The organism is Janthinobacterium sp. HH102, from assembly GCF_001758625.2.
Classification (GTDB): Bacteria; Pseudomonadota; Gammaproteobacteria; order Burkholderiales; family Burkholderiaceae_D; genus Janthinobacterium.
The window spans coordinates 5,275,257-5,293,065 of the sequence record NZ_CP062062.1; the positions used below are offsets into that span (position 1 = coordinate 5,275,257).

At 65.0% G+C, this 17,809-nt stretch carries 18 protein-coding genes and 1 tRNA gene; 14 read left to right on the forward strand and 5 right to left on the reverse strand.

Features of this window, described 5'->3' with window-relative positions; all coding sequences use genetic code 11:
- The first annotated feature begins 165 nt into the window (after positions 1 to 165).
- The 4 genes from lspA to JAB4_RS23985 are packed head-to-tail and all read left to right on the forward strand — an operon-like array spanning position 166 to position 3,511.
- A complete protein-coding gene (gene lspA / locus JAB4_RS23970; protein ID WP_070224538.1) occupies positions 166 to 675 on the forward strand; it encodes a signal peptidase II in 510 nt (169 codons plus the stop codon).
- Positions 676 to 692: 17 nt separating this feature from the next.
- A complete protein-coding gene (gene coaBC / locus JAB4_RS23975; protein WP_070224537.1) occupies positions 693 to 1,913 on the forward strand; it encodes a bifunctional phosphopantothenoylcysteine decarboxylase/phosphopantothenate--cysteine ligase CoaBC in 1,221 nt (406 codons plus the stop codon).
- Between the two features lie 32 nt (positions 1,914 to 1,945).
- Complete coding sequence (dut, locus tag JAB4_RS23980; RefSeq protein ID WP_070224536.1) at positions 1,946 to 2,395, forward strand: dUTP diphosphatase; 450 nt, start codon at positions 1,946 to 1,948, stop codon at positions 2,393 to 2,395.
- A 60-nt stretch (positions 2,396 to 2,455) separates the two neighbouring features.
- On the forward strand, positions 2,456 to 3,511 hold the full coding sequence (locus JAB4_RS23985; RefSeq protein ID WP_343216237.1) for a M48 family metalloprotease: 1,056 nt from the start codon (positions 2,456 to 2,458) through the stop codon (positions 3,509 to 3,511).
- Positions 3,512 to 3,542: 31 nt separating this feature from the next.
- Here the strand turns inward: JAB4_RS23985 and JAB4_RS23990 are convergent, their stop codons facing one another.
- Entirely contained in the window at positions 3,543 to 3,683 is a 141-nt protein-coding gene (locus JAB4_RS23990; protein WP_162995759.1) for a hypothetical protein, read from the reverse strand.
- 98 nt (positions 3,684 to 3,781) lie between these two features.
- On the opposite strand from JAB4_RS23990, the gene JAB4_RS23995 reads away from it, so the two are divergent.
- The 5 genes from JAB4_RS23995 to JAB4_RS24015 all read left to right on the forward strand — a co-directional run bounded on the left by JAB4_RS23995 (position 3,782) and on the right by JAB4_RS24015 (position 7,524).
- Positions 3,782 to 4,789 carry an XdhC family protein gene (locus tag JAB4_RS23995; protein WP_070224534.1) on the forward strand — a complete coding sequence of 336 codons (1,008 nt, stop codon included), beginning with the start codon at positions 3,782 to 3,784 and terminating at the stop codon, positions 4,787 to 4,789.
- Positions 4,790 to 4,855: 66 nt separating this feature from the next.
- Positions 4,856 to 5,767 (forward strand): DNA-3-methyladenine glycosylase 2, encoded by a 912-nt coding sequence (locus tag JAB4_RS24000; RefSeq protein ID WP_070224533.1) that lies wholly within the window; start codon positions 4,856 to 4,858, stop codon positions 5,765 to 5,767.
- Between the two features lie 57 nt (positions 5,768 to 5,824).
- On the forward strand, positions 5,825 to 6,196 hold the full coding sequence (locus JAB4_RS24005; protein ID WP_070224532.1) for a hypothetical protein: 372 nt from the start codon (positions 5,825 to 5,827) through the stop codon (positions 6,194 to 6,196).
- 21 nt (positions 6,197 to 6,217) lie between these two features.
- Complete coding sequence (locus JAB4_RS24010) at positions 6,218 to 6,739, forward strand: RNA polymerase sigma factor (RefSeq protein WP_070224531.1); 522 nt, start codon at positions 6,218 to 6,220, stop codon at positions 6,737 to 6,739.
- Positions 6,736 to 7,524, forward strand: a complete 789-nt coding sequence (locus JAB4_RS24015; RefSeq protein WP_070224530.1) for an anti-sigma factor — start codon at positions 6,736 to 6,738, stop codon at positions 7,522 to 7,524. The genes JAB4_RS24010 and JAB4_RS24015 overlap by 4 nt, the downstream gene beginning before the upstream one ends.
- Here JAB4_RS24015 and JAB4_RS24020 read toward each other — a convergent pair.
- Positions 7,521 to 8,747, reverse strand: coding sequence for an MFS transporter (locus tag JAB4_RS24020; RefSeq protein WP_070224529.1), 1,227 nt, complete (start codon positions 8,745 to 8,747; stop codon positions 7,521 to 7,523). The genes JAB4_RS24015 and JAB4_RS24020 overlap by 4 nt on opposite strands.
- A gap of 110 nt (positions 8,748 to 8,857) precedes the next feature.
- On the opposite strand from JAB4_RS24020, the gene JAB4_RS24025 reads away from it, so the two are divergent.
- Positions 8,858 to 9,658, forward strand: coding sequence for a helix-turn-helix transcriptional regulator (locus JAB4_RS24025; RefSeq protein ID WP_070224528.1), 801 nt, complete (start codon positions 8,858 to 8,860; stop codon positions 9,656 to 9,658).
- A 46-nt stretch (positions 9,659 to 9,704) separates the two neighbouring features.
- Here JAB4_RS24025 and JAB4_RS24030 read toward each other — a convergent pair.
- Positions 9,705 to 9,781: transfer RNA gene (locus tag JAB4_RS24030), tRNA-Met, on the reverse strand.
- Between the two features lie 196 nt (positions 9,782 to 9,977).
- On the opposite strand from JAB4_RS24030, the gene JAB4_RS24035 reads away from it, so the two are divergent.
- The 3 genes from JAB4_RS24035 to JAB4_RS24045 all read left to right on the forward strand — a co-directional run bounded on the left by JAB4_RS24035 (position 9,978) and on the right by JAB4_RS24045 (position 12,098).
- On the forward strand, positions 9,978 to 10,556 hold the full coding sequence (locus JAB4_RS24035) for an NUDIX hydrolase (protein WP_070224527.1): 579 nt from the start codon (positions 9,978 to 9,980) through the stop codon (positions 10,554 to 10,556).
- A 30-nt stretch (positions 10,557 to 10,586) separates the two neighbouring features.
- A complete protein-coding gene (aat, locus tag JAB4_RS24040; RefSeq protein ID WP_070224526.1) occupies positions 10,587 to 11,303 on the forward strand; it encodes a leucyl/phenylalanyl-tRNA--protein transferase in 717 nt (238 codons plus the stop codon).
- Between the two features lie 72 nt (positions 11,304 to 11,375).
- Complete coding sequence (locus tag JAB4_RS24045; RefSeq protein WP_070224525.1) at positions 11,376 to 12,098, forward strand: arginyltransferase; 723 nt, start codon at positions 11,376 to 11,378, stop codon at positions 12,096 to 12,098.
- A 586-nt stretch (positions 12,099 to 12,684) separates the two neighbouring features.
- Here JAB4_RS24045 and JAB4_RS24050 read toward each other — a convergent pair.
- A complete protein-coding gene (locus JAB4_RS24050) occupies positions 12,685 to 16,008 on the reverse strand; it encodes a S41 family peptidase (RefSeq protein ID WP_070224524.1) in 3,324 nt (1,107 codons plus the stop codon).
- Between the two features lie 203 nt (positions 16,009 to 16,211).
- Here JAB4_RS24050 and JAB4_RS24055 point away from each other — a divergent pair, with 203 nt between their 5' ends.
- Positions 16,212 to 17,261 carry a quinone-dependent dihydroorotate dehydrogenase gene (locus tag JAB4_RS24055; protein WP_070224523.1) on the forward strand — a complete coding sequence of 350 codons (1,050 nt, stop codon included), beginning with the start codon at positions 16,212 to 16,214 and terminating at the stop codon, positions 17,259 to 17,261.
- Between the two features lie 9 nt (positions 17,262 to 17,270).
- Here JAB4_RS24055 and JAB4_RS24060 read toward each other — a convergent pair whose 3' ends face one another.
- A complete protein-coding gene (locus JAB4_RS24060) occupies positions 17,271 to 17,717 on the reverse strand; it encodes a cupin domain-containing protein (protein ID WP_070224522.1) in 447 nt (148 codons plus the stop codon).
- Positions 17,718 to 17,809: the final 92 nt, after the last annotated feature.

Consider the following 17,809-nt stretch of genomic DNA (forward strand, 5'->3'; position numbering starts at 1 on the left):
ATTTGCGGCCTGCGATGCTCGCTGTACTAAAGTACAGCTGCGCGTCTCGGGCCAACGGGGGCGCCGAGCCTCGCTGCCGCTCGCTACGATTTTGCCCGTCGTTGTATGCTATGAGTCCAACCGCCGCCTGCTGCCAGGCGGCGGCTTTATCTTCCCTGGAAAAATATGGCCACTAAAAACCGTTTTTCATCGAAATCGTCCTCCTCGGCGTCGCTCGTGCCCTGGCTGGGCATCGCCGCCATCGTCATCCTGTTCGACCAGATCACCAAGATCACGATCCTGAAGACCTTCCGCTACGCGCAAGAGATGGTCATCACCTCGTATTTCAACCTGGTGCTCGCGTATAACAAGGGCGCCGCGTTCAGCTTCCTGTCCGACCAGGGCGGCTGGCAGCGCTATTTCTTCACCGGCATCGCCCTGGCGGCCGCCATCTACATCATCTATCTGCTGAAAAAGCACGCCGGCCAGCGCATGTTCTGCTGGGCCCTGGCGCTGATCCTCGGCGGCGCGCTGGGCAACGCCATCGACCGCCTGGTGTACGGTCACGTGGTCGATTTCCTCGACTTCCACTGGAAAAGCTGGGGCCATTTCCCCGCTTTCAATATCGCCGACAGCGCCATCTGCATCGGCGCGGCCCTGTTCATCATCGATGAACTGCGCCGGGTAAACAAATAAACACGCGGGAGAACGGCATGGAATTGTCCGGCAAAAAAATCGTCCTGGGACTTTCGGGCGGCGTCGCCTGCTACAAGGCGGCGGAACTGTGCCGCGCGCTGACGAAGGCCGGCGCCTCGGTGCAGGTGGTCATGACGGATGCCGCCAGCCACTTCATCACGGCCGTGACCATGCAGGCGCTGTCCGGCCACCCCGTGCACACGAGCCAGTGGGATGCGCGCATAGACAACAACATGGCGCATATCGATTTGACGCGCCACGCGGACGCCATCCTGATCGCGCCGTGCTCGGCCGATTTTCTGCGTAAACTCGCCCATGGCGTGTGCGACGACCTGCTGTCGACCCTGTGCCTGGCCCGTCCCTCCCACCTGCCCTTGCTCGTGGCGCCGGCCATGAACGTGGAAATGTGGCAGAACCCCGCCACGCAGCGCAATGTGCAGCAGCTGCGCGACGACGGCATCACCCTGTTCGGCCCGGCCGCCGGCGAACAGGCCTGCGGCGAAACTGGCCTGGGCCGCATGCTGGAGCCGGAACAGCTCTTGACGGAGCTGATCGCAGCCTTCCAGCCGAAAGTCCTGGCGGGCAAACGCGTGCTGGTCACGGCCGGCCCCACTTTCGAGGCCATCGACCCCGTGCGCGGCATCACCAATCTGTCCTCGGGCAAGATGGGCTATGCGGTGGCGCGCGCGGCGCGCGAAGCGGGCGCCGAGGTGCTGCTCATTTCCGGCCCGACGGCCCTGGACGCGCCGTTCGGCGTGCGCCGCATCGACGTGCAAAGCGCGCAACAGATGCATGATGCGGTACTGGCCCACGTCGACGGCCAGCATGTCTTCGTCGCCGTGGCCGCCGTGGCAGACTGGCGCGTGGCCAACGCCAGCGACCAGAAGATGAAAAAGCAGGCCGACGGCTCCGTGCCCGAACTGCAGTTCGTGCAAAATCCCGACATCCTGGCCACCGTGGCGGCGCGCACCAACCTGGCCGGCTATCCGTACTGCGTGGGCTTTGCCGCCGAATCGGAAAACCTCGTGGAATTCGGCTCGGTCAAGCGCGAGAAAAAAGGCATTCCCCTGCTGGTCGGCAATATCGGTCAGAACACGTTTGGCCAGGACGACAACACCATCATCCTGTTCGACGAGGAAGGCCATACCGTGCTGCCGCGCGCCCCGAAACTGAACCTGGCGCGCCAGCTGATTTCGGAAATCTCGAAGCGGATCGCCAGGAATTCGCTGCTCAAATAATCTTTTTTATACGCTTTAGCTCATTTAGATTCATGAAAAATATCGACATCAAGATCCTCGACGCCCGCATGCAAGAACTGCTGCCGGCCTACGCCACCCCGGGTAGCGCGGGACTCGACCTGCGCGCCTGCATAGCCGAATCCATCACCATCGAAGCGGGTCAGACGGTGCTCATTCCGACCGGCCTGGCCATCCACATCGGCGACCCGTCGTATGCGGCCATGATTTTGCCACGCAGCGGCATGGGCCACAAAAACGGCATCGTATTGGGGAATCTGGTAGGCTTGATCGACTCCGATTACCAGGGCCAGCTGATGATATCGACCTGGAACCGGGGCCAGAGCGCTTTCACGCTCAATCCCATGGAACGCCTGGCGCAACTGATTATCGTGCCGGTGCTGCAAGTGGGCTTTAACGTCGTCGAGGAATTCGGCGACAGCGAACGCGGTGTTGGCGGCTTTGGCAGCACCGGCAAACATTAAGGATTGACACTTATGCCAGGTTTCCGCCATCTGACCCCAGCCCCAACCTCGCTGCGCCGATTGGCCACTCCCCTCCTGTTGGCCGGCGCGGCCATTCTGGCCGGCTGCACCACGCCGGCGACGAATGTCAGCGGCCCGTTCAACGTCGTGCCGGCGCCCGATGCGCCCGGCCCGACGGCGCAGCAAAGGGCGGCGCAGGAAGAACTGGTGAAGATGGTGGCGCTGCAGGACCGCCTGTCGAAAGTGTCGGCGCCCCTGCTGATCAATAATGCGGACCTGTGCAAGACGTATGCGCGCAACCTGCTGGGCTTCACGGCGCAGAACAAGTATTCCTACCCCGGTATCTATGCCGACGCGGCGCAGGCGGCACTCGGCTACGGCGAGCAGATGCAGGTGTCCAGCGTCTTGCCGGGCAGCGGCGCCGCGCGCGCCGGCTTGCGCAAGGGCGACGGCTTGCTGGCCGCCGAAGGCAAGCCGCTGCCGGTCGGCCCGAAAGCGGAAGGCCCGTTCGGCGCCATCGTCGGCCCGCTGGCCTCGAAAAGCGCGAGCCTGAACATGACCATCGCCCGCGACGGCCAGCAGCAAGACCTCAAAATTCCCGTCACGCGCGCCTGCGCCTTCCGCGTCGCCCTGGGCAATGCGGACAATATCAACGCGTATTCGGACGGTTCGCGCATCATGCTCACGCGCGGCATGGTCAATGCGGCGCAAAACGATGAAGGCATCGCCTTCGTCATCGCCCGCGAAATGGCGCACAACATCCTCGACCACGCGCGCAGCCAGCGCACGCCAGGCACGGCCGGCAGCATCATCGACAGCCTGGGGGCCGTGCAGCCCGACGTATCGATGCTGACGGGCGCCGCCGGCATCAAGGCCATGCCGCAGGAACTCGACGTGCAAGCCGACACCCTGGCCATCTATCTGCTGGCGCGCGGCGGCTACAATGTCGACAACGCGGCCCGCTTCTGGCAGCGCCTGGCCACGCAAGTGCCGGCCACGGTCGCCAACGGCTACACGGCCCTGCACCCGGGCACCAACTCGCGCATGGCGGCGATCAACCGCGCCGTCACTGACGTGCGCGCCAAGCAGGCGGCGAAGAAACCGCTCAAGCCTTAAACGCCAAAGGCGCCTGATGCAGCAGGTTTGGTCAGGCGCCGGGGAAGTTCGGGAAGTAGGTGCCCATGACCCAGGTCAGAGCGCCGCAAAATACCACCGCCAGGAACAGGGCGATGAGCAGTTTGCCAAACTTGGGGATGCCGTCATCTTGCGTCTTTTGGTCGTTCGACATGAAAACTCTCCGCAGGCTGTTGGAGAGCGTAGTATAGCCACAATATTGAAGAATATTCCATACTTTGCCGCCTGCCTGCGGCTTTCCTTCCGCGCCCCATGGACAGCATCGACCTCGAAGTTCTGAAAACCAGCGCCGCCTGGCTCGCCGCCGGGCACCGCTGCGAACTCGTCACCGTCATCAAGACCTGGGGCTCCAGCCCCCGTCCCGTGGGCGCCACCCTGGCCATCTGCGACGATGGCACGGTGGTCGGCTCCGTCTCCGGTGGCTGCATCGAGGATGACCTGATCGACACCGTGCGCGTGCACGGTATCGTGCGCACCTTGCCGGAAATCGTCAGCTACGGCATCAGCGCCGACGAGGCGCACCGCTTCGGCCTGCCCTGCGGCGGCACCATCGAACTGGCCATCGAGCCGCTGCACGCGGACAGCAAGGTGGCCGAACTGCTGGCACGCCTGGAAGCGCATGAACTGGTCGAGCGCCGCCTCGACCTGCACAGCGGCGCCGTCACCCTGCAGCGCGCCACGCCGGGCGCCGTGCTGGCCCTGGAAGGCGCGGTGCTCACCACGCAGCACGGCCCGCGCTGGCGATTGCTGATCATCGGCGCCAGCCAGCTGTCGCGCTTCGTGGCGCAGATCGCCACGGCCATGGATTACCACGTCATCGTCTGCGACCCGCGCGAGGAATACCGGGGCGGCTGGAACGTACCGGGCGTGCCTCTGCTGCACGCCATGCCCGACGACCTCGTGCTGGAATTAAAACTCGACAGCCGCAGCGCCGTCGTCGCCCTCACGCACGACCCCAAGCTCGACGACCTGGCCCTGATGGAAGCATTGAAATCGCCGGCTTTTTATGTCGGCGCCATCGGCTCGCGCGCCAACAATGCCAAGCGCCGCGAGCGGCTGCTGCAGTTCGACGTCAGCGCCGAGCAGCTGGCGCGCCTGCATGGCCCCATCGGCCTGTACATCGGCAGCAAGACGCCGGCCGAAATCGCCATTTCCATCCTGGCCGAACTGACGGCCGTGAAAAATGGCGTGCCCGACGCGCTACAGATCCAGCACGCGGCGGCCCTGAGCCCGCCCACCACCGACATCTGCGCCCGCTAAGGACCGCAGCAAGAAACGCGGTGCGCCGGCGGCGCGCCCCTGCTACCTTCACTGAATTTGGCCACCATGACCCTGCTGCACTGGACCCTCCCCCTGCCCGCCGGCTACCGCCGCGACGACGTCATCGCCTTTCACAGCCGCGACGCGGAAGGCGTGGCCGAACAGGTCACCGCTACGGGACTGCGCAAGGGCATCCTGCTTGCCGGCGTGCCCGTGGTGCTGGACGTGGCCTTCACGGACGATACGGCCGTCTGCCGCGCCGAGATCGACGGCGGCGCCAGTGACGCCCTGCAAACGGCGCTGCACGGCGCGCTGCTCAACATCCTCGGCCTGCGCATCGACCCGCAGCCGTTCGCGCAGTTGGCCGCCGGCGACCCGCTGCTGGCGCCGTTGATCCGCATCAACCCGGGCTTGCGCATCGTGCAATCGGCCAGCCCTTTCGAGGCGCTGACCTGGGCCATCATCGGCCAGCAGATCAACCTGCCGTTCGCCATTTCCCTGCGCCGCACCTTCATTCTGCAGGCGGGGCGCCGGCATGGCAGCGGCTTGTGGTGCTACCCGGAGGCGCGCGACGTGGCGCGGCTGGACATCGAGGATTTGACCAGCCGCAAATTCTCGCGCGCCAAGGCGGAAACCGTGCTGCGCCTGGCGCGTCTCGTCGACGAGGAAGCGCTGACGCTGGAACTGCCCCCTTCCGGTGACGTGGCGGCCATTTCGCAGGCGCTGCTGGCCGTGAAGGGCATCGGCCCGTGGACCGTCAATTACGCGCTGCTGCGCGGCTACGGCTATGCCGACTGCTCGCTGCACGGCGACGTGGCGATCCGCGCCGCCCTGCAAAAGCTGCTCGGCGAAGAAACGAAGCCTGACATGGCGCGCACGGAACAGTGGCTGCGCCAGTACGCGCCGCACCGCACCATGGCGGCCGCCCACCTGTGGGCCAGCCTGCACCCGAAAAATAATCCGTCAGCGGTGGAATAAACGGGCCGCGCCGCGCGTCTATCCCTTGCAAGCCCACCAAACATCAAGGAGATCATCATGCGCTTTACCACTTTCGCCGCCACCGCCCTTTTCACCGCCTTGTCCGCCCCCCTGGCCTTCGCCGCCGACGTCATGCCCGCCAACGGCATGCTGGTCAATACCAGCGGCATGACCGTGTATGTGTTCGACAAGGATGTCGCCGACAGCGGCAAGAGCGCCTGCAGCGGCGGCTGCCTGGTGGCCTGGCCCGCCGTCATCGCCACCGACGCGGCGCCCGCCGCCCCGTATGGCAGCATCAAGCGCGAAGACAACGGCGCCATGCAGCTGACCTACAAGGGCAAGCCCCTGTACCTGTACAAGGAAGACAAGAAGCCTGGCGACGTGGCCGGCGACAATTTCAAGAACGTGTGGCACGTCGTCAAGCCGTAAGCCCCCCTGCCCGCCGCCACGATGACCACGCAAGAGGATAGCCGCCAGCTGCAAGCGTGCCTGCCCGGCCTGCGCCGCTATGCGCGCGCGCTGGCGGGCGCCCTGCACGCGGACGACCTGGTGCAGGACACCGTGGAACGGGCGTGGCGCAAGCTGGACCAGCGCGGTGGCGAGATGCGGCCCTGGCTGTTTTCCATCATGCATAACCTGCACGTGGACCAGCTGCGCCGTCCCGGCCTGGCGCTGCAGGAACTCGACGACGATACCGTGCTGCCCGCGCCGGAACACGCGCCCGGGCAAGCCATCGCCATCGGCGAAATGGATGCGGCGCTGGCCCGTTTGCCGCTGGAACAGCGCGAAGTCATCCTGCTCGTCGCGCTCGAACAGATGCCGTATGAGCAGGTGGCGGCCACCCTGGACATTCCCGTCGGCACCGTGATGTCGCGCCTGTCACGTGGGCGCGACAAGCTGCGCACCCTGCTCGACGGCTGCCCTGCCGGCAGCCAGGGCAGCGGCCCACCCACCCTGAAAGTCGTGAAATGACAACGCAAGCCATCAGCGAAGCGCAATTGCACGCCCTGGCCGACGGCGTCCTGCCCGAAGACCAGCGCGCGGCCGTCGACGCCCACCTGCGCGCACATCCCGGGGACACCGCCAGGGTCGATGCGTGGCGCGAGCAGAACCGGCAATTGCGCGCCCTGTTCGATCCCGTGCTGGACGAAGCCGTGCCGCCTGCCCTGCTGCAGGCGGCGGCCCCGCCGGCGGCGAACGGCGCCTGGCGCCGCCCCGCCATGCAGGCGGCAGCTGCCGTCGTGCTGGTGCTCGCTGGCGGCGCGGGCGGCTGGCTGCTGCGCGGCGATGGCGGTGACATGCGGAGCGCCAGCGCCAGCCCCATCTCCCTGGCGCGCAGCGCCGCCATCGCCCATGCCGTCTACACGCCGGAAGTGCGCCACCCCGTCGAGGTGGGGGCGGAACAGGAGGCCCACCTGGTGCAATGGCTGTCGAAACGCCTGGGCAGCAAATTGCAGCCGCCTGCGCTGTCGCCGCTCGGCTATCACCTGATCGGCGGGCGTTTGCTGCCCGGCGATGGCGACGGCCCCGTGGCGCAATTCATGTATGAAGATGGCAAAGGTCAGCGCCTGACCCTGTACGTGGCGAAAGAACGGGCCGGCAAGCAGGAAACGGCCTTCCGCTACACGCAGGAAAAGGACTTGAGCGTGTTTTACTGGATCGACGGCCAGCTCGGTTATGCCCTCTCGGCGAGCCTGCCCAAACAGGAACTGGGCAAGATCGCCGACGCCGTGTACGCGCAGCTGGAAAGTCACTAAACAGACTCTTCCATTTTCCGGAATTCTGCAATCCATTTCACGCCGCACCATTGCAGCAGCAACGCTGCGGCGGCGACCAGGGCGGCGCAGGCCGCCAGCAGCCACACGGGCCAGTCCAGCAGGAGCAGTACCCCGCCTGCTGCGGCGCCGATGGCGCTGCCCAGGTACAGCGCCGATTCGTTGAGGGCGATGGCCAGGTTGCCATCGCCCTGCCGCGCGCGCACGGCAAGCAACTGCTGGTTCTGCGGCACTTGCAGGGCCCAGCCGGCCGCGCCCCACAGCACGATAGGCGCCAGCATCAGCCAGGCCGACCAGCCGGCCGCCAGCGGCAGCGCGCACAAGGCCAGCGCCAGCAGCAGCAAGATGAGCCTAGTCAGCCTCGACGCCGCCACCTTGTCCGCCTGTGGTCCCACCAATACGCTGCCCGCGATGCCCCCCACGCCCCACGCCCACAGGAAGGGCGTGGTGGAAATTTCCGCGCCGTGCGCGGACCACGCCAGCAGCGGCGCGATAAACGTGTACATGCCCAGGCTGGCGATGGCCGCCAGCAGCGATACGAGCAAAATGGCCAGCACCTGCCCATCGGCCAGCAAGGCCAGCTTGCGGCGCAGCGAGGTCGCCGGTACTTCCGGCAGCGCGGGCAGTTTCCACAGCAAGCCCGCCAGCGCCAGCGCACCGAGGACGGCGACCAGCCACAGGGCCGCCGTCCAGCCCAGCTGCTGCGCCAGCAGCAAGCTCAATGGCACGCCCAGCACCGTGCCGCCCGCCATGCCGCCCATGATCGCGCCGATGGCCTTGCCCCGCTGCCGCGGCGCCGACACGCCCGCCGCCGCCGCGATGCCCAGGGCCAGGTAAACGCCCGCCCCGATGCCCGCAACGGCCCGCCATGCCAGCAAACTGCTGAATTCGGGCGCCAGCGCGCTGGCCCCGTTCGCCAGCACGAACACGCCCAGGGCGAGTAACAGGCCGGAGCGCTGCGCGCGCGCCGGCAGCAAGGCCACGGCCAGGGGCGAACCGAGGCCATAGGCCAACGTAAACGCCGTCACCAGCTGCGCGGCCATCGCCAGGGACACGGAAAAGGCGCCGGCGATCATCGGCATCAGGCCTGCCGTCACATACGACGCCATGCCCAGCGCGAACGCGCCCACGGCGATCAGGTAGACGGTGACAGGCAGCGCGGAGTCGGCAGGCACTGCGGCACGGGAGGAAAAATAGTCAGACATGGGCACGCTTTCGGGAAGAAAGCAGGCATTTTGGAATACAATATAAACAATTACAATTTAACTGTTTATGCTATTACTGGCAGCAACAGGCTCACCGGAAAACCCCCACCATGCGCACTTTGGCCCGCACCCGCCACGAACTGGCCGCCTACCTGCAGGCGCGCCGCGCGCGGCTGTCGCCCGAGGACGTAGGCTTGCCTGGCGGCGGGCGGCGCAGGACGCCGGGCTTGCGCCGCGAAGAAGTGGCGGCGCTGGCCGGCGTGGGGCTGACCTGGTACACCTGGCTGGAGCAGGGGCGCGACATCGGCGTCTCGAGCGCCTTTCTCGACAAGCTGGCCGAAGTACTGAGACTGGACGCGGGCGAGCGGCGCCACCTGTTCCTGCTGGCGCATGCGCGTCCGCCTGCCGAAGAGGGCAAGACCTTTTGCGTGGTGCCGCCGCCGGTGCGCCGATTGATGCACGAGCTGGCGCATCCGGCCTATGTCCTCAACCTGCGCTGGGACGTGCTGGCGTTCAATGCGGACGCGGACGCCCTGTTCGGCTTCGGCGCGCATGTGCCGGCGCGCCGCAACCTGCTGTGGCTGTTGTTTACCGACCCGCTGCTGCGCTCGCGCTTCACGGCCTGGGAAGAACAGGCGCCGCTGATGCTGTCGAGCTTTCGCCGCGACTACGCGCGCGCCACACAGGAAGCGGATATCCACGCGCTGGTGGAGGAACTGGAAAAGGTCTCGCCCGAGTTCAAGCAGTGGTGGCGCCGCCATGACGTGCATGCGCCGTGCGCCGGCGTGCGCCGCCTGGACGTCGGCGGCGAGCAGGTCGCCTACGAGCACACCTCGCTGACCATCGATGCGGACCGCCACTTGCGGCTGATCGTGTATGCGCGCCAGCAGGCAGAAGACCTCGCGCCGTAAACGAAAAAACCGCTGGCCCTCTTGCGAGGAACCAGCGGCTTCGAATTGGTTGCGGGGACAGGATTTGAACCTGTGACCTTCGGGTTATGAGCCCGACGAGCTGCCAGACTGCTCCACCCCGCACTCGAATTATAAGGGCAAACGGGTGGCTTAGGCAATAGCTATCTCAACTTCGACTGCAATAGAGCTATTAAATTAAAATACATTAAAAAAGGTCAGCCAATTACCAGGTGGCATTGTGTCCGCCCGTCACGCCACAGAGCGCGCAATCGGTGTACAGTAAGCATTACACTAGTCACCCATTTTCCGAAGCCAGCCCATGAAATTCTGCTCCGAATGCGCCCACCCTGTCAGCCTGTCCATTCCGGAAGGCGACAACCGTCCCCGCTATGTCTGCGCCAACTGCGACGCCATCCATTACCAGAACCCGAAAATGGTGGTCGGCTCGATTCCCGTCTGGGAAGAAGATGGCCAGCTGCAGGTCTTGCTGTGCAAGCGGGCCATCGAGCCGCGCCTGGGCTACTGGACTCTGCCGGCCGGCTTCATGGAAAACGACGAGACGACGTCGGACGCGGCCGAGCGCGAAACGGTGGAGGAAGCGGGCGCGCATATCGAACTGGGTCCCCTGTTTTCGCTGCTCAACGTGCAGCGCGTGCACCAGGTGCACCTGTTCTACCTGGCGCGCCTGCGCGACCTCGATTTCGCGCCCGGCATCGAAAGCCTGGACGTGCAGCTGTTTACGGAAGCGCAGATTCCTTGGGATGACCTGGCCTTCCCCACCATCCGCGCCACCTTGGAACTGTTCTTTGCCGACCGCGTGAAAATCCGCGAAGGCGGCAGCTATGGTGTGCATACGGGCGACATCACGCGCCCGATGGCGCGCGCGGATGCCGAGTAAGCCCCCACCACCTGCCATTTTTGACGCCGCATGATTCCCTGGCTCGACATCCACACCCCGTTCCCCGACGTCTCGCGCGCCCTGACCGACGAGGCACCCGGCCTGCTGGCGGCCGGCGCCGACCTGTCGCCCGCGCGCCTGCTCGACGCCTACAAGCACGGCATCTTCCCCTGGTTTTCCGAGGGCCAGCCCATTCTGTGGTGGAGCACCGATCCGCGCATGGTGCTGATGACGGCGGACTTCAAGGTCTCCGACAGCCTGGCCAAGGCCATCCGCAAGGTCGAGCGCAGCGCCGCCACGGACGGGCGCTGGCAGCTGCGCTTCGACGGCGATTTCGACGCCGTCATGCGCGCCTGCGCGGCGCCGCGCAAGGATGGCCCGGGCACCTGGATTTCCGACGACATCATCGCCGGCTACACGGGCTTACACAAGCTGGGCTACGCGCACTCGTCGGAACTGTGGCTGGACGGCGAACTGGTGGGCGGCGCATATGGCGTGTCGATCGGGCGCATGTTCTATGGCGAATCGATGTTCGCCCGCGTCTCGGATGGCTCGAAGATCGCGCTGGCCCACCTCGTGCGCTTTTTGCAGGCGCGCGGCGTGACGATGATTGACTGCCAGCAAGAAACGAAACACCTGGCCTCGCTGGGCGCGGCGCCCATTTCGCGCGCCCGCTTCCTGGCCCATGTGAGGAGCGCCATTGAAGCAGCGCAAATCACCGATTGGCATGCTGCGCCACCGGCGTAAAAAAGCTATGATATCTCCAGGCACACCGCCAGGCACATTTCCATTGCTGCGGACAGACCAGACAGGATCAGCATGACGCACCTGAACGAACTACCGTTTGCCACCCTGCAGTTCTACACGACGGCACCGTATCCGTGCAGCTACCTGGACGACCGCCAGGCCCGCTCGCAGGTGGCCACGCCTTCGCACCTGATCAACAGCGACGTGTATTCGGAACTGGTGCGCAACGGCTTTCGCCGCAGCGGCATTTTCACTTACCGCCCGTATTGCGACGGCTGCCAGGCCTGCATCCCCGTGCGCGTGGTGACGCAATCGTTCACGCCCAACCGCAACCAGCGCCGCGCCTGGAACCGCCACGCCAACCTGCAGGCGGGCGTGGCCACTTTGTCCTTCCTCGACGAGCACTACGAACTGTATCTGCGCTACCAGAGCACGCGCCACGCGGGCGGCGGCATGGACCAGGACAGCCGCGACCAGTACGCTCAATTTTTACTCCAAAGCCGGGTCAACACGCGCCTGGTGGAGTTCCGCGAGCCTGACGGCACCCTGCGCATGGTCAGCATCATCGACGTGCTGGCCGATGGCCTGTCGTCCGTCTACACGTTTTTCGATCCCGACGTGCCCGGCGCCTCGTACGGCACCTACAACGTGCTGTGGCAAATCGCCCAGGCTCGCGAACTGAACCTGCCTTACATCTACCTGGGCTACTGGATAGAACAAAGCCCGAAGATGGCGTATAAAATCAACTTCAAGCCGCTGGAAGCGCGGATCAAGGGGCAGTGGGTGATCATGTAAGGTAGGTCTGATTAGCGCGCAAGCGCATAATCCGACGCTGCAAAGCCAACAATGGTGTCGGATTACGCTGCGCTAATCCGACCTACCAGCGAACAATCGCGAGAGTGTGCCCCCTGCACTTCAGCTTACTTGCTTCTTACTTGCTCTTGTCCGGAAACACCGGACGCGCAGGCCGCACGGGCGGGTTCTTCGCCAGCGCTGGAAGCGCACGTCAAGGGACAGTGGGCGATCATGTAAGGTAGGTCGGATTAGCGCGCAAGCGCGTAATCCGACGCTGCAAAGCCAACAATGGTGTCGGATTACGCTGCGCTAATCCGACCTACCGGCGAACAATCGCGAGAGTGTGCCCCCTGCACTTCAGCTTACTTGCTCTTGTCCGGAAACGCCGGACGTGCAGGCCGCACGGGCGGGTTCTTCGCCAGCGCTGGAAGCGCGTCAAGGGACAGTGGGCGATCATGTAAGGTAGGTCGGATTAGCGCGCAAGCGCGTAATCCGACGCTGCAAAGCCAACAATGGTGTCGGATTACGCTGCGCTAATCCGACCTACCGGCGAACAATCGCGAGGGTCTGACCCCTGCACTTCAGCTTACTTGCTCTTGTCCGGAAACGCCGGACGCGCAGGCCGCACGGGCGGGTTTTTCGCCAGTTCGGCCTGGATCACCTCGATCGCCTTTTCCAGCTGCGGATCGCGGCCGGCGATGACGTCGGCCGGCGTTTGCTCGACTTCGATATCGGGCGGCACGCCTTCGTTTTCCACGCCCCAGCCGTTTTCGCGCGTCCAGAACGCCAGGTTCGGCGCCGTGATCGTGCCGCCATCCATCAGCACGGGGAAGCCGAGGATGCCCACCAGGCCACCCCACGTCGCCTTGCCGATCAGCGGACCCATGTTATTTTTGCGGAACATCCACGGCAGCAGGTCGCCGCCCGAGCCGGCCGTCTCGTCGATCAGCATGGCGCGCGGTCCCTGGATCGAGGCGGACGGCGTCTTCATGTCGGCGCCGTAGCGCATGGTCCACCAGGCGATTTCCTTCTTCTGCAGGATCTCGATGTAGTAATCGGCCACGCTGCCGCCGCCATTGAAACGCTCGTCGACGATGATGGCCTGCTTGTCCGCCTGCGGGAAGAAATAGCGCTTGAAGTAGGTGTGGCCCAGCCCCGCCGTATTGGGCACGTACACGTACGCCACCTTGCCGTTGGTGGCCGCATTAACCTTGCGCATATTGCCCTCGATCCAGTCGCGGTTGCGCAAGGCATCCTCGGCCGGCACGGGCACCACGGTGATCGTGCGCGCGCCCTTGCCGTCGGCCGAGGGTCCCACAGTCAGGTCGATGGCCTTGCCGGCCGTGTTCTCGAAGGCGCTGTAGATATTCGTCGGCGGCGCCAGCGGGCGGCTGTCGACGGCCAGCAGGTATTCGCCCGCCTTGACGTTCAGGCCCGGCTCCGTCAGCGGCGCGCGCAGGGCCGGATTCCAGTTCAATCCGCCATACACCTTCTTGAAGCGGTAATGGCCGTCGCTCACTTCATAGTCGGCGCCCAGCAGCCCGCCCGGCACCTTCTTCGCCTCGATAAAGTCGTCGCCGCCGCCGCCACGGTGGTGACCCACGGCCAGTTCGCTGCACATCCACTGGATCAGGCGGTTCAGGTCCGCGCGGCTGGACAGCTCGGGCAGGAACACGGCGTACTTGTCGCGCATGGCCTTCCAGTCCACGCCATGCATGCCCGGATCATAGAAATAATCGCGGTTGATGCGCCACACTTCATTGAAAATCTGCGTCCACTCGGCGCGCGGATCGGCTTTCACTTCGATGGCGTCGACCTTGATCTTGCCTTCGCCCGGCGCCAGCAGCTTGCCCGTGGCGGAGCCCATGGCCCAGTTGTCCTTCTGGCGGTACAGCAGCTTCTTGCCGTCGGCCGACACTTCGAAGTCGTCCGCTTCCGCCACCACGGTTTCCGCCTTGCGCTCCTTCAGGTCGAAGCGCTGCACGGCCTTCTTGCCGTCGCTTTCGCGCAGCAGGAATATCTGCCCCGCGGCGCCGGCCGTCAGGCTGGAAAACTGCGCGGCCGGCAGCGGCAGGTCGACGATGCGCGTGGCGATGCCGTCGAAGTCGATGCTGATCGGCGCCACGGGGGCCACCGTCACTTTCGGGTCGTCGCGGCCCGTCTTCGGATCGATCTTCGGCTCGCTCTTCGCGTCGTTTTTCGACTCGGCCTCGGCCTTCGCCGACTCCTTCCGGCTCTCCGCGCCGGCGGCCTTTTCCTCGTCGCTTTCCTTGATCAGCGGCGACGGCAAGTCGCGCCGCAGCACGGCCATCCACACGGTGCGCGTCACCAGGTTGTCTTCGTTCTGCTGCGAGAACCAGTTGTTGCTGGGGCCTGCGTTGGTCGACGCGAAGAAGTACAGGTATTTGCCGCTCTTGTCGAACACGGGCTGGGCCACGTCGGACAGGCCATCGGTCACGGGCATCGACTTGTTCTGCTCAACGGAATAGATGTAGGCGCTGCGCGTGTAGGTGGGCGAATTGAGCGTGTAGGCCAGCCAGCGCGAATCGGGCGCCCATGAGGCGCGCATGCTCTTGTCGACGCCATACATCGGCTCCGTGGCTATTTTTTGCACCTTGCCGTTGCCGACGTCGATCACGTACATGCTCCAGCCATTGTCGGCAAACGCGATCTTTTTGCTGTCGGGCGACCAGACGGCGTTGTCATAAAAGCCGCTGCCATTGAGCTTGAACTTGCGCACCGCGCCCTTGCCGTCCTGCGCCCGCACGTGCAGCTCGTATTCGCCCGACTCGTCCGAGAAATACGCGACCGAGCGGCCATCGGGCGACCAGATCGGCGTGCGCTCGTGGGCGCCGGCCGTCTGCGTCAGGTTGCGCACGTCGCCCTTGTCGGCGGGGATGGTGACGATCTCGCCCCGGTATTCAAACGCGATGCGCGCCCCAGACGGCGAAATCGACGCGTCGCGGATGTATTTCGCGTTCTTCACCCAGCGGGGCCGCGCCTGCCCCAGGTCGCTGGCCACGCCGATGGTGAGCTTGTGCGCCTGGCCGCTGGCGATGTCGAAAGAGTGCAGATACCCGGCCTGCTCGTAGACGATGGTGCCGTTCGCGGCCGACGCGTTGAGCACGGGGAAATCCGCGTGCCGCGTCAGCTGGCGCACGGCTTTCGTCTTGACGTCATACGCAAACAGGTTGAATTCGCCGTTGCGGTCCGAGCGGAAGTACACGCTGTCGCCTATCCATATCGGGTCGACGTCGTTCGAGCGCGTGGTCGGCTGGGGGATTTTTTCAATCGACTTGTCGCTGGACGAAAACAGCCACAGCCAGGAGTTGGTGCCGCCCCGGTAACGCTTCCACTGTTTGAAGGCCGGCGCCAGCGGGTTGTAGGCGATGCGCTTGCCATCGGGCGAATACGTGGCGCGCGAGGCATTCGGAATTTCCAGCTGCGTTTCCACGCCGCCCGCCACGGGCACCGTAAACAGCTTCTGGAAGCGGTTGTTGAAGGCGGCGCGGGGCGAGGTGAACATCACGGCATGGCCATCGGGCGTGAATGCTTGCGCCAGGTCCGCGCCCGGGTGGAAGGTCAGGCGGCGCGGCACGCCGCCCGCCGCCGCGATCACGTACACGTCGACATTGCCGTCGATGTTCGCGCTGTACGCGATCAGGCTGCCGTCGGGCGAAAACACGGGATTCGATTTGTCGCCCAGGTCGGACGTCAGGCGCCGCGCGCCGCCGCCGTCGAGGTTCGACAGCCACAGGTCGCCCGCATAGATGAAGGCGATATGGCGGCTGGAGACGGCCGGTTCGCTCAGCATGCGGGTGTCTTGGGTATTGGGCAGGGCCAGGGCCGGATGGCTCAGCAGCAGTGCGCTGGCGGCCGCGATGGCGGTCAGGATGCGTGTCTTTTTCAATCGATGTCTCGCTTATGAAGTCAACAGAACAGAGAAAAAACAGGAAGGTCCGCGGCCGAATGCGAATTAACAAGGAATCAATGTTGCATTAGACCAAAGAGAACTATACACCCGGCAGCCGCGCGGAACACGGTAAAATACGGCACTTATTTCGCGCGCCGCCAGCCCTTCCCGGCAGCCCGCACACCTACTCAAAGCGCCCCATGTCTGAAAAATTCCTGTACTCCCTCGCTCGCCCGCTGCTGTTTTCGATGGATGCCGAAGCGGCCCACCATTTCACCCTGCCCGCCCTGAAACGCGCCAGCGCGCTGGGCCTGACGAAGCTGGCCGGCAAACCGGCCGCTGATCCGCGCACGGTGATGGGCATCACCTTCCCGAACCCCGTCGGTCTGGCCGCCGGCCTGGACAAGGATGGCGCCTACATCGACGCGCTGGCCGACCTGGGTTTCGGCTCGATCGAAGTGGGCACCGTCACGCCGCGCGCGCAGGCGGGCAATCCGAAACCGCGCATGTTCCGCCTGCCGCAGGCGCAGGGCATCATCAACCGCATGGGTTTCAATAATGGCGGCGTGGACGCGTTTGTCGCCAACGTGCAGGCGTCGAAGTTTTACCAGAACCGCGCCGGCGTGCTGGGCCTGAACATCGGCAAGAACGCCGACACGCCCATCGAGCGCGCGGCCGACGACTATCTGCTGTGCCTGGAAAAAGTCTACCCCTACGCCAGCTATGTGACGGTGAATATCTCGTCGCCGAACACCAAGAATTTGCGCCAGCTGCAGGGCGCGTCGGAACTCGACGCCCTGCTGTCGCAACTGAAGGATGCCCAGGCGCGCCTGGCGGACAAGCACAAGCGCTACGTGCCGCTGGCCCTGAAGATCGCGCCGGACATGGATGGCGAGCAGGTGAAAAGCATCGCCGAGTCACTCACGCGCCACCAGATCGATGGCGTCATCGCCACCAACACGACCCTGTCGCGCAGTGCCGTCGAAGGCATGCCGCACGGCGCCGAAGCGGGCGGCCTGTCGGGCGCGCCCGTGTTCGAGCTGTCGAACAATGTCATCCGCTTGCTGAAGGCGGAACTGGGCGACGCGCTGCCCATCATCGGCGTGGGCGGCATCATGCAGGGCAAGGATGCTTTGGCCAAGCTCGAGGCGGGCGCGCAGCTGGTGCAGCTGTACAGCGGCCTGATTTATGCCGGTCCCGCGCTGATCAAGGATTGCGCGCGCGCGCTGCGCGGCAAACAGGCGGCATGATCAGCAAGATCAAGATGCCCGACAGGCGTTTTGCGGGGCTGCCAGCCGGTCTGATGGCAGTCCCGCCGCATATTCTTCGTCGGTCACTTTTTCCATCCAGATCACGTTGACGCCATCGAGCGCTTCCTGGATGGCGATGTGGGTCATCGCGGTGGTCGGGGTCGCACCGTGCCAGTGCTTGTGACCGGGCGGGCACCAGATCACATCGCCGGCCCGGATTTCAACGATGGCTTCGCCTTCGCATTGCGTCCAGCCGCAGCCGGCCGTGACGAGCAGGGTTTGGCCGAGTGGATGGGTGTGCCAGGCCGAACGCGCACCCGGTTCAAACGTGACGCTCGCGCACGATGCGCGCGCAGGTGCGGGTGGGAAGTTCAGTGGATCGATGCGAACCACGCCAGTAAAATATTCGGCTGGTCCTTTTTGGGATGGCTGTGTGCCGGCGCGCTTGAGTATCATGGTGTTTCCTTTCGAGGGTGAGTTTGGGTCAGCTGTCTGCGGCGATTCGAATCGGGCTATTCTGCGCCCTGCTCAGAAAGGGCCGTATCCGG